12 protein-coding genes are annotated in these 11,894 nt (G+C 58.3%); all 12 read right to left on the reverse strand.

What is annotated here, in order from left to right; genetic code table 11:
- Positions 1 to 26: 26 nt before the first annotated feature.
- Positions 27 to 833: a crotonase/enoyl-CoA hydratase family protein gene (locus tag GS636_RS22000; protein WP_171672792.1), complete on the reverse strand. Its 807-nt coding sequence runs from the start codon at positions 831 to 833 to the stop codon at positions 27 to 29.
- 98 nt (positions 834 to 931) lie between these two features.
- On the reverse strand, positions 932 to 2,242 hold the full coding sequence (locus GS636_RS22005) for a replication-associated recombination protein A (RefSeq protein WP_171672794.1): 1,311 nt from the start codon (positions 2,240 to 2,242) through the stop codon (positions 932 to 934).
- A gap of 3 nt (positions 2,243 to 2,245) precedes the next feature.
- Positions 2,246 to 3,631, reverse strand: a complete 1,386-nt coding sequence (locus GS636_RS22010) for a trypsin-like peptidase domain-containing protein (protein ID WP_171672796.1) — start codon at positions 3,629 to 3,631, stop codon at positions 2,246 to 2,248.
- A 74-nt stretch (positions 3,632 to 3,705) separates the two neighbouring features.
- Positions 3,706 to 4,761 carry a TauD/TfdA family dioxygenase gene (locus tag GS636_RS22015; RefSeq protein WP_171672799.1) on the reverse strand — a complete coding sequence of 352 codons (1,056 nt, stop codon included), beginning with the start codon at positions 4,759 to 4,761 and terminating at the stop codon, positions 3,706 to 3,708.
- Positions 4,762 to 4,884: 123 nt separating this feature from the next.
- Positions 4,885 to 5,775, reverse strand: coding sequence for a DUF2950 family protein (locus GS636_RS22020; protein ID WP_171672801.1), 891 nt, complete (start codon positions 5,773 to 5,775; stop codon positions 4,885 to 4,887).
- A gap of 1 nt (position 5,776) precedes the next feature.
- Positions 5,777 to 7,099 (reverse strand): DUF3300 domain-containing protein, encoded by a 1,323-nt coding sequence (locus GS636_RS22025; protein WP_171672804.1) that lies wholly within the window; start codon positions 7,097 to 7,099, stop codon positions 5,777 to 5,779.
- A gap of 142 nt (positions 7,100 to 7,241) precedes the next feature.
- Positions 7,242 to 7,664 carry a 50S ribosomal protein L17 gene (gene rplQ, locus GS636_RS22030; protein WP_170387757.1) on the reverse strand — a complete coding sequence of 141 codons (423 nt, stop codon included), beginning with the start codon at positions 7,662 to 7,664 and terminating at the stop codon, positions 7,242 to 7,244.
- A gap of 118 nt (positions 7,665 to 7,782) precedes the next feature.
- On the reverse strand, positions 7,783 to 8,799 hold the full coding sequence (locus GS636_RS22035) for a DNA-directed RNA polymerase subunit alpha (RefSeq protein ID WP_171672806.1): 1,017 nt from the start codon (positions 8,797 to 8,799) through the stop codon (positions 7,783 to 7,785).
- 114 nt (positions 8,800 to 8,913) lie between these two features.
- A complete protein-coding gene (gene rpsK, locus GS636_RS22040) occupies positions 8,914 to 9,303 on the reverse strand; it encodes a 30S ribosomal protein S11 (RefSeq protein ID WP_008757289.1) in 390 nt (129 codons plus the stop codon).
- A 15-nt stretch (positions 9,304 to 9,318) separates the two neighbouring features.
- Positions 9,319 to 9,687: a 30S ribosomal protein S13 gene (gene rpsM, locus GS636_RS22045; RefSeq protein ID WP_170332212.1), complete on the reverse strand. Its 369-nt coding sequence runs from the start codon at positions 9,685 to 9,687 to the stop codon at positions 9,319 to 9,321.
- 201 nt (positions 9,688 to 9,888) lie between these two features.
- Positions 9,889 to 10,464, reverse strand: coding sequence for an adenylate kinase (locus GS636_RS22050; protein ID WP_171091987.1), 576 nt, complete (start codon positions 10,462 to 10,464; stop codon positions 9,889 to 9,891).
- Entirely contained in the window at positions 10,461 to 11,825 is a 1,365-nt protein-coding gene (secY, locus tag GS636_RS22055) for a preprotein translocase subunit SecY (protein WP_171091989.1), read from the reverse strand. Before secY ends, GS636_RS22050 begins: the two co-directional genes overlap by 4 nt.
- Between the last annotated feature and the right edge of the window lie 69 nt (positions 11,826 to 11,894).

Genomic DNA, 11,894 nt, shown 5'->3' on the forward strand with positions numbered 1-11,894 from the left:
AGAGTCAAGGTATCTGGTCGTTGCGATCAGATGTTCGAGAAATCCCCGTGCCGCCCCGCCCCGTCCCGGAAACGCCCCGCGCCCGAGGTTCCTTCACGACGGATCGCCTCCAATCCGTTGGCCCACTCCACCTTGAGCGCCTCGCGCACCGGCATACCCCGCGTTTCGATGATCGAACGGCGGTCAGCCCGCACAGCCTCTTGCGGAAAACGTGCGATTTCATGGGCCATTTCTTCAGCTACAGAACGCGCTTCACCCTGCGGGACAATTTTTTCCGCCAGCCCGATCCGATAACACTCCTCAGCCTCGACTTTCCGGCCCGTCAACGCGATCTCCAGCGCTTTGCCTTGCCCCACCAAACGCGGCAACCGGACCGAGCCGCCATCCATCAGGGTAATCCCCCAGCGGCGACAATAAACACCCAGATATGCCGTTTCCGCCATCACACGGATGTCGCACCAAAGGGCAAGCTCCATTCCACCGGCCACGGCGGCACCCTCAATCGCGCCGATGACCGGTTTCGAAAGCTCCAGCCGGGACGGTCCCATCGGCCCAAGTGTCGAAGCGGCTGAACCTATTGGAAAGGTATGCTTGTCGAAATAAGCCTCACGCAGTTCAGGATCGGCCAGCGTGGCGGCGAGTTTCAGATCCCAGCCCGCGCAGAAATTACCGCCTTTGCCCCAGAACACAGCAGCTTTGGCAGAACTGGCTTCAAAACTCAGGAACGCGTCAACCAGAGCCACAGCGTGTTCAGTGTCAACGGCATTCCGCGCATCCGGCCTGTCGTGGATAATGGTCCAGACGTCTTGGGTCTTTTCAATTGAAACCGGCATTTCCCGTCCTCCCTTGCTGGTTTTGACCTAAGGGAAGCGTTCAATTGCGAACCTGTCGCCTGTGACGCGGCGGCATGTTCAATACTGACCCTGCGTAACTAACTGTTGCGCTGTGTCCGAAGCTTGGCAAAGTAATCGAGGCGCTTTTTCAGCTCTCGTTCGAACCCGCGTTCGACCGGCTGATAGAGGACCGGGCGTTTCATGGTTTCCGGGAAGTAGTTCTGACCGGAAAACCCATCCTCGGCGTCGTGGTCATAAGAATAACCCGCACCATATCCCTGATCCTTCATCAGCGAAGTAGGCGCGTTCAGGATATGTTTGGGCGGTGGCTCGCTGCCGGACTGCTTGGCCAGCCGCATGGCCGCTTTGTAGCCCACATATGCCCCATTGGATTTTGGGGCCAGCGCCAAATAAACCAAGGCTTGCGCCAGCGCCAATTCTCCTTCGGGAGACCCCAGCCGTTCATACGTTTCCCACGATTGCAGGCAAATGGCCTGCGCCTGAGGGTCCGCCAGACCGATATCCTCAACCGCCATCCGCGTGATCCGGCGCGCCAGATAGCGCGGGTCTTCGCCGCCGGTTAGCATTCGTGCGAACCAGTACAGCGCAGCATCCGGGTCAGACCCACGTACCGATTTATGAAGGGCCGAGATCAGGTTGTAATGCTCATCACCCGACTTGTCATATTTCACAGCCCGCCGCATCAGCCGCGTCGACAATGCATCGGGATCCAGCGGCGCGTCCACTTTCCAGGCCGAGACTTGTTCGATCAGGTTCAGCAACGCCCGCCCATCACCATCGGCCATTTCCTGCAACGCATCGCGCGCAGCCGGGGTCAAAGGCAATGCGCGGCCCAGCTCTTTCTCGGCACGCTGCGTCAGGCGTTCAAGGTCGGCAAGGCTGAGGCGTTCCAGTACCAGAACCTGCGACCGGCTCAGCACAGCGGCATTCAGTTCAAATGACGGGTTCTCGGTTGTTGCGCCCACCAACAAGATGGTGCCGTCTTCCATATGGGGTAGAAACCCGTCTTGCTGCGCCTTGTTGAAACGGTGGATCTCGTCCACGAACAACAGCGTCCCCTGCCCGTTCTGTCGGCGAATCTTGGCGGCCTCGAAGACCTTCTTCAGGTCAGGTACACCCGTGAAGATCGCACTGATCTGGACAAAATGCAGATCGGTTTCCTGCGCCAAAAGCCGCGCTATCGTCGTCTTTCCCACCCCGGGCGGACCCCAGAAGATCAGGCTGGACAGACTGCCCGCCGCCAGCATCACACCCAGCGGAGCTTCCGGCCCCAGCACCTGCTCCTGACCGATGACGTCGCCCAGTGATTGGGGCCGCAATCGATCTGCCAAAGGGCGGTGCGGGGCATCGACGGGTTCGGTTGGCCCGGTGTCGAACAGATCGCTCATACGTTACAGCCGGAATCGCAAGGACACGGACCGGCCCTCGCGTTGAAGACCCATCTGCACGCGGCGTCCCGGGTTCGTCATTGCGCGTTCAACGTCACCAGGGCGCTGAATATCAACCGCGTTGATTGTCTCGATCACATCGCCGGGTCGCAACCCGGCCCGCGCGCCATAAGGGCCCGGATCAACCACAACAACGCCGGTCAGAGACAGGGGCAGGCCCAGCTTAGTGATCACTGCCGGATTGATCCGGGACACGATCAAGCCCGGCAGAACTGTCGTATCGTCCAGCACGGTTTCTTCGGCAGCGGGTGTTTCCGGCGCCTTGATCAAGGCCACCTCGACCTCATCGCTTTGGTCGCCGCGCAGCCGCGTCAGAACCGAGCTTCCCCCCACACCCGAAATAGACATGCGGAACTTCATTTCAGCGGGGGAGTTCACCTCGTCCCCGTCTACATGGGTGACAACATCGCCCACCTTCAGCCCCGCCTCGCGCAGCGGGCTGAGGTCATGCAGGTCCGAGATCACAACGCCCAGCGGGATAACCAGCCCCAAAGATTCCGCGATATCCGCGCTCATGTGCTGACCCGACATTCCCGCCCAAGGGCTAACAAAGCTGTCATTGCCTTGCTGCGCCTGTTTCAGGAACTCGGCCACCAAATTTGCCGGGATGGCAAAGCCGATACCGTTGGAACCACCGGACCGCGTCAGGATCGACGTGTTGATCCCGATCAGATCACCATTCACGTCGATCAATGCGCCGCCGGAATTACCCGGGTTGATCGCCGCATCCGTCTGAATGAAATACCCGCGACCGTTGCCCGTTGCCGTTCCCGTGCGCGCCAGACCCGAGATGATACCCGAGGACACGGTTTGCCCCACACCAAAGGGGTTTCCGATGGCCAAAGCCAGTTCGCCCACTTCAACCTGATCGGAATCCCGCAGGCTTAGGAACGGCAGGTTTTCGGCCTCTTCCAGACGCAGGATCGCAATGTCGCTTTGTTCATGACCCAGTACAACTGTGGCCGAAAACTCGCGTCGGTCCGTGGTAACAACCCGGATTTCTGTCGCGGATCCAACCACGTGATAGTTAGACACGACATAGCCGTCATCGGACAGGATCACCCCAGAGCCCAACGAGTTTTGCACGCGCGGCTGTGGCGTGCCAAAGCCGCGGCCAAAGAAGTCTTTGAAAAACGGGTCCGAAAAGAACGGGCTGGCGCGCCCCTGCCGCACGATCTTGGCATAGATATTCACGACCGCAGGAGAGGCTTTTTTCACCACAGGAGCAAAGCCCAGCGAAATCTCGGCCTGCGATTGCGGCACGCGTGTTTCAGCCGTCGCAAATGTGGAAACTGCACAGGTCAAAGCGATTAGTGTCGCGCGAAGCATGGATACCTCTACCTCAAAAGCTGCGTAGGATATGCGACTACGGGCGCGCTAATGCAAGCACCTGTCCGGCGCGCTCAATCCAGCGGCGCGTGCAGGCGGGTCCCTTTTGTAATGATCCCACCCCGATTGCCCACTTCGATCGATCCGTAACGCTGCTTGAACACGTCAGGTAACTCCCGGTCTCCGTCGGGTGAGAGCCATAGGCGAAAAAGATGCCGACGGTCGGCCGGATCAGGCCAGTCCACGAAACCCGTCCTGTCATGCAACTGAGAATGGTTGTAGACAAATTGCATATCGCCGGGTTGCAACCGCATGGTCAGATACAGATCTGGGTCGTTCGACAAGGAGTCGAACTTGTCCAAAGCAGCGACATGCTCTGGGGTCAGGCGCATGGCTTCGGGAAACCGCTGCGCGCTGTCGATGTACTGTCGCTGATAGAATACGGTCAGCTTGCCATCATGCCAGTTGAAGGGCGGAATAGTCATATAGGGCTGCATGCCTTCCGGCACTTCACCGCGCCGGTCGGTTGCTATCGGGTCGAACAATCGCTCCAGCAGGTCCGGGCATTCGGCGCGCATCTGGTTGTAGATGGCTTCGGCACTGACCAGCAGTGAATCCCCGCCCTCTTTGGCGTCCCGAAGACACAAAAGCCCCACGATATCGGCACTGTCTGTGTGAAAGGTCTGCCGCTCGTGGGTCTGATAGATCCGCGTGTTCGGGTCACTTGCGTCCGCACCGATGTCCCGGACATGACCCAGAATATGCCCCTGCGCATTTTGGGATCGCGCCGATCCCAAATGGGCACCCACCCCGCAGAAGATCGCGGCGGCCATCTCCTGAGAATAGGTCTCGACCGGCAGGCCCCGTATCACTTCGAACCCAATACCGTTGATCAGCGTGTCTTTTAGAGTTTCAAGATGGCCGTCGAACCGGCGCAGCGGAAAATCTGTTTTGGTGATTTCGCCGATATCCTGCCCCAAGCTTAGATAGTGGCGCGCGGCTTGCTCAAGGTCTGCGACATCTTCAGGGCTCAGATGCAACAGCCATTCATTCTGCCGCGCTACCATTTCCCGTCCGGTCCAAACAGATGGACCGGAGATTTGCGCCGGTAAATCAGAAAACACGGTCATCGCTTCCTCCCCTCACGCTTTCCGCATGTTCGCTTGTGAGAAAGCACAGGTCATCACCTGAAGTCACCGAAACTTGTAAAAACACGACACCGATTCGGTGTGCTTGCTCGAACGGTTCGGGTTCTACTCGGCAGGGGCCCAGTCAGGGCCTGGGTCATATTCTAGGATACCCTCCGCGCGTTCCAGCGTGTCGGGACCCAAGTCCGCCTCGAAAATAATCCCGTTCTCCCCAACAAGAAACGAGTGAATTCCGGTCTCGCCATACTCGGAAGGAACGGCCAACAACGCATGACCTGCTACAAAATGATCGCCGACAAAGTACGAATACGCACCACCCGGAGCATTGGGCCCCTGCCCCTGAAGGATGGTATAGTAATAACCCAGGAAGGGTTCAGGTTCGTAATCCTCTTCGCCGTCGCTCCACCCAGAGGCCACCGCCCGCGCAAGTGCTGCGCCGACAAAGCTGTCTTCCTCGGGCCAGAACAGACCATCTTTCACACCCGGGTCGGAAATGATGTTGCGCGCGAATTCCATCACGCCGTCGCCATTATGGTCCGCCAAACGAAATGCCGCCTGTAGATCGACATAAGCATCAAGCAATTCCAGCACTTCCAGCTCATTCAACCCGATCTCGCGGGCCGAAACTTCTTCGATGCCCGCTTCGAGGTCAAAGTGCCAATCCTCACCGGCCCGAGAAATCGGAATCGGGAAGGGCCAGCTGTCTTCCCCCAGCAAGACGACAACACCGTCCTCGTCCGGCTGGAAACGATAGCCCTCAGCATACATGCCAAGCACTTCCTCTCGTCTGGCGCGGTCTTCTTCGGGGTCGCCGGTTGCAAGCAAGTCTTCGGCTTCAGCCCCAAACACGTCCAGCAACTGGTCCCGATCATCCGACTTCAGAGCACCGACAAACGCATCCAACGCCGCCTGCGGGCTGTTGAATCGGGCGCCCTCAGATGTCGCTGTGCTGGCCGTGGCCAAAAGAATGGCAGAAGAAACTATGAAATTCCGCATCTTATCTCCTCCGCTTTCCCTTGGCCGCGTGCCCGCGTTTTGACGCGCTGTGGGTTCTCTTGCCGGACGCTTTCTTTTGCATGGCTTTGCCTTTGGCCGCAGGTTTTTTCTGCTGAACTGCAGCCCTTTGGGCCTGAGGTTTCTTCGCGGTCTTCGCATTGCTTTTAACCGGTTTCTTGGCGGCACCAGAGGATTGCTTGGTTCTGTCCACAGCCTTCTGTTTCGCGGCGGCTCTGTCAGTGTCGACATTCCCCCGATTGACCTTGGGCAGTTGCTTGTCATTGCCGCGGTTGGCCAGTGCACCACCTGCAATCGCCCCGGCGCCCGCCCCGGCCGCCAACGCCGCAGCGCCCGAGCCGTCCCGACTTATGTCGGCAGCCCCGGATTCTCGGCTGAGCTTTGCGCGCAACTCATCTGTGCGGCCATTTGGCCGGTCAACTGGCAATGTTCCGGCACCCCCGCCAGTGCGTTTGTGATCGGTAATTTTGTTCCGCGCTTGTTGCTGACGGTTCGTATCAGGCTTCCATTCAACATCTTTGCGATTAATGTTGTTGCCGATATTGACGTTACCATCGACGTCTATGTCGATATTCGGGTTTCTGTAGATCGGGCCACCGCCCCATCCACCGCAGTTTCGGCACCCCCAATAACCATACCAATCATCGTCATCGTCGAAAATCTCGTCAATCAACGCCACCGTGCCAAAGGTCAACAGAGCGGCCCCCACCACGTCGCCGGTTGATGGCCCGGTATACACCGTCGCGGGGTCGTATTGGGGAACATAAACGGTTTCCGTGTTGGTCGGTGTGATGACGACGGTCTCATCCTCTTCGACCTCAACCGTTTGTTCCGGGCCGGACACCAGTGCACCGCTGTCGATTGCCTGATCCCGCATCACCTGGACGGCATCCATCACATCGTCAGACTGGGCCAGCATTGCTGTTCCCATCGTTTCGGTCCAGTCGACATGCGTCGCCATTTGCCCAACGACTTCAGGGAACGCTGTTGCAAGCACGCTGACGGACGGGTCCCAACCCATGGCCTCGATTTCAGGTTCAAGCTCCGCCGGATCTCGGTCCGCGTTGTCGATTAAAAAACGCTCGGCCTTTACAATCTCCAGCGGCTGGGTCGAGGCGACAAGTATCTGGATGAGCAGAGTGTCCGGATACAAGGCAACCGGCGCGACCAGAGTTTGCAGTTCTGCGTCGGTCAAAAGGTCAGTTGTTTCTTGCGACGCCGCCTCGGTCGTTTCATCCGTTGTTTCCTGCGCGAAAAGCGCAGTGCTTGCGCAAAACAGGGGCGCAAAAATCAGATATCTAAACATATTGCGATCCTTCAATTTCTTTGAGGATCGCCCAAGTTCATGATTCTGGCAACAAATCTCGGAACATGCGCCACGATTCTAAAAACAACAAAACCCCCGCGTCAGGGACGCGGGGGCTAAAAAATCAGAAAGCCGGGCTTTCTTATTCTTCGTCTGCGGCCTCTTCGGCGGCAACGCGGGCTTTGTCAGCCGCGCCTTTGGCGTCGATGTCACGATCAACGAATTCGATGATCGCCATCGGGGCCATGTCGCCATAGCGGAAGCCAGCTTTCAGGATGCGGACATAACCGCCCTGACGCTCGGCGTAGCGGGGGCCCAGAACTTCGAACAGCTTCGCGACGTCTTTGTCTTCTTTCAGCTGTGCTGCGGCCTGACGGCGGGCGTGCAGGTCGCCGCGCTTGCCCAGAGTGACCAGCTTTTCGATGATCGGGCGCAGTTCTTTTGCCTTGGGCAGAGTTGTCTTGATTTGCTCATGCTCGATGAGCGAGCCAGCCATGTTCGCAAACAGAGCTTTACGGTGCTCATGAGTACGGTTCAGGCGGCGGTAACCACGTGCGTGACGCATTTTTCAATTCCTATCTTGCGTTTTGCTTTGTCTGGTCGGCGATGCGTGTCACCGGCTCTCCTTGGGGCGGAAGTGCCCATGTCGTCCCCGGAAACCCCGGGCATTGGGGAAGACGCGTTTAGAACGCGTCTTCGAATTTCTTGGCCAGATCTTCGATGTTGTCGGGCGGCCAATCCTCGACATCCATGCCGAGGTGCAGACCCATGCCGGACAGCACTTCTTTGATCTCGTTCAGCGATTTGCGGCCGAAGTTCGGGGTGCGCAGCATCTCGGCTTCGGTTTTCTGGATCAGATCGCCGATGTAAACGATGTTGTCGTTCTTCAGGCAGTTTGCCGAACGGACCGACAGTTCCAGCTCGTCCACTTTCTTCAGCAGCAGCGGGTTGAACTCCAGACCATCGTCCTCGTCCTGACGGCTTGCCGATTCCGGCTCGTCGAAGTTGACGAAGATCGACAGCTGATCCTGCAGGATGCGAGCAGCAAAGGCCAACGCGTCTTCCGGTGTGAGCGAACCATCGGTTTCGATCTTCAGGGTCAGCTTGTCATAGTCCAGAACCTGACCTTCACGGGTCGGCTGAACGTCGTAGGCAACCTTTTTGACCGGCGAATAGATAGCGTCGATCGGGATCAGGCCGATAGGTGCGTCTTCGGGCTTGTTCTTCTCAGCCGAAACATAGCCTTTGCCGGTGTTGACGGTCAGTTCCATGAACAGATCGGCGCCATCGTCCAGGTGACAGATAACGTGATCGCGGTTCAGAACCTCGATGCCAGCGCTTTCGCTGATGTCACCCGCAGTGACAATTGCCGGGCCTTTGGCATTGATCGACAGGCGCTTGGGGCCTTCGACTTCCATGCGCAGGGCAACCTGCTTGAGGTTCAGAATGATATCGGTGACGTCTTCACGAACGCCCGCGACCGAGGAAAACTCGTGCAGGACGTTGTCGATCTGAACGCTGGTGATGGCAGCACCTTGCAGCGAGCTCATCAGAACGCGGCGCAGGGCGTTGCCCAGGGTCAGACCAAAGCCACGCTCCAGCGGTTCGGCAACCAGGGTCGCCTGACGTGCGGGATCATTGCCCGGCTTGGCTTCCAGCTGGGTCGGCTTGATCAATTCTGCCCAATTCTTGTGGATCATGTAATCCCTCCATTCCTGTCCGCGCCCCATGACCAACAAGGTGCAGACGCCCGAGGTTCAAAATGACGTGCTGGGGCCGTGCAAATACACAGCCCCAGCTCAATTCAAAATCGCTTAGACGCGGCGACGCTTCGGCGGGCGGCAGCCGTTGTGAGCAATCGGGGTCACGTCGCGGATCGACGTGATGTTGAAGCCCACTGCAGCCAGCGCGCGCAGAGCCGATTCACGACCCGAACCGGGGCCCTGAACTTCGACTTCCAGCGTCTTGACGCCATGTTCCTGCGCCTTTTTGCCTGCATCTTCTGCAGCCATCTGAGCGGCGTAGGGGGTCGATTTCCGCGATCCCTTGAAGCCCATGGTACCTGCAGACGACCACGAAATGGCGTTGCCCTGTACGTCCGAGATCAGGATCTTGGTGTTGTTGAAGGTCGAGTTCACATGGGCAACGCCCGATGCGATGTTCTTACGCTCTTTGCGCTTAACGCGAGTCTTGTCACGTGCCATCAGTCAGACCCTCCCTTATTTCTTCTTACCAGCGATGGCCTTTGCGGGGCCTTTGCGGGTACGAGCGTTGGTGTGGGTGCGCTGACCGCGAACCGGCAGGTTGCGGCGGTGACGCAGACCGCGGTAGCAGCCCAGGTCCATCAGGCGCTTGACGTTCATCTGAACTTCACGACGCAGGTCACCTTCGACGGTGAAGTTTTCGTCGATGTATTCGCGGATTTTCAGAACTTCGGCGTCGGACAGTTCGTTGACGCGACGGGTCGCTTCAATGCCCACGGCTTCGCAGATCGCTTTGGCCGAGGTGTTGCCGATTCCGGTGATATATGTGAGGGCGATAGGTACCCGCTTGGCAGTCGGGATGTTTACGCCGGCAATACGTGCCACGTGTCACTTTCCTTTTCGTTGCGGTTCCGTAACTCCAGAACCTTTTTTCACAACGCTTTACCGTGGCAGTGTGGCCAGAGGGTTCAGCATTATTCGAGGTGGTCGGGGCATTTGGGACGAATCCCGCATGCGGTCTTGATTCCCTTAAGGGATGGGGGTCGATATGGGCTTTTGGAAGGGGCGTCAAGCCCCAACCTGAAGTCAGCCGAGAATCGCCTCGATCGAGGCGGTGACTTCTTCGATGCTGGCCAGACCATTGACCGGGCGCAGGTCGCCCTTGGCATGATAGTACCCGATCAGTGGAGAGGTCTTTTTGTAGTACTCCATCAGGCGAATACGAACGCTGTCTTCGTTGTCGTCCGCCCGCACCGGCTTGCCCGCCGCGCGCGCCTCTTCAGCGCGGCCCACGATGCGCTGCACCAGAACCTCGTCGTCGACGCGCATTTCGATCACCGTGTGCAGCGACTGGCCCATCTTGGTCAGCAAAGCCGCCAAAGCGTCAGCCTGCGCCAGTGTGCGCGGGAAGCCATCAAAGATAAAGCCTGCACCCTTTTCGGTCGTCAGCTTTTCTTCGATCAGGCCGATCACGATCTCGTCGGTGACCAGTTGGCCCGAGTCCATGATCTCGGCAACTTTCTGGCCCATCTCCGTTCCGCTGGTCTTGGCTTCGCGCAACATGTCGCCGGTGCTCAGTTGCACCATGCCGCGGGTTTCAACCAGATGCTGCGCTTGCGTGCCCTTGCCTGCCCCCGGGGGGCCCAAAAGAATGATGTTCATCGACGAGCGGGTCCCTTCCTGCCGCGTTTCTTGCTCTTACCGCGCAGTTGGGACTTTTCAATCAGCCCTTCGTATTGATGCGCCAGCAGATGGCTCTGAACCTGTTGGATTGTATCCATGGTTACAGAGACAATAATCAGAACCGAGGTGCCGCCGAAATAGAACGGGATAGCGAACTGGTTTCGCAGAATCTCGGGCAACAGGCAGACCGCCGCCAGATAGGCCGAGCCCAGAACCAGAACGCGGTTGACCACGTATTCCAGATACTCGGCGGTCTTTTTGCCCGGACGGATACCCGGCACAAAACCGTTTTGCTTTTTCAGGTTGTCCGCCACGTCATCGGGCTTGAACGACACGTTGAACGTATAGAAATACGCAAAGAACACGATCATCGAAGCGAAGAACAACAGATACAGTGGCTGTCCGGGGCCGAAATTGGCCAGCATCCACGACATGATCGGTCCGTTCGCAGCACCCGCCGAGAAGGTTGAGATCGTTACCGGCAGCAGCAGCAGTGAGCTGGCAAAGATCGCAGGGATCACGCCCGCCGGGTTCACTTTGACCGGCAGGTGGCTGGAGCCGCCTTCGTAGACTTTCATACCGGCCTGACGACGCGGATACTGAATGTGAACCTTGCGCAGCGCGCGCTCCATAAAGACCACAAAGGTGATCACAGCGATGACCATCACGATCACGCCAACGATCACTGCGGGGCTGATGGCACCCGAACGTCCCGAGGCAAAGAACTGCGCCAGCGCGGCCGGAACCTCGGCGATGATGCCGACGAAGATGATCAGAGAGATACCATTGCCGATACCGCGCGCGGTGATCTGTTCACCCAACCACATCAGGAACATGGTGCCGCCGACCAGGGTAATCATGGTCGACATACGGAAGAACATGCCCGGATCGGTCGCCAGATCCCCTGCTTCCAGCGAGACCGCTAGACCATAGGCCTGCACAGTGGCCAGCGCCACGGTGCCGAAACGGGTATATTGATTGATCTTCTTGCGGCCCTGCTCGCCCTCTTTCTTGAGTTGCTCAAGCGCGGGAACCATCGATGTCAGCAGCTGCACGATGATCGAGGCCGAGATGTAGGGCATGATGCCGAGGGCAAAGATACCCATCCGCCCCAACGCCCCGCCGGTGAACATCGAAACCATGCCGCCGATGCCCTGCCCCGCCTGCTCCATGAACTCGCGCAGCGCTTGCCCGTCGATCCCCGGCACCGGAATAAAGGTGCCCAGACGATAGACGATCAACAAACCCAGCGTGAACAGGATGCGGTTGCGCAGATCGGTGGCTTTGCCCAAAGCAGCCCAGCTTGTATTGGCTGCCATTTGTTCTGCTGCTGATACCATAAATCGGTCTCTCTTATGCAAACGCCGCCCGGAACCGTTTTCCGGCTCGGACGGCGTCTTGGAAAACTC

The sequence above is a fragment of the Ruegeria sp. HKCCD4884 genome (assembly GCF_013110855.1).
In the GTDB taxonomy this organism is placed as follows: domain Bacteria; phylum Pseudomonadota; class Alphaproteobacteria; order Rhodobacterales; family Rhodobacteraceae; genus Ruegeria.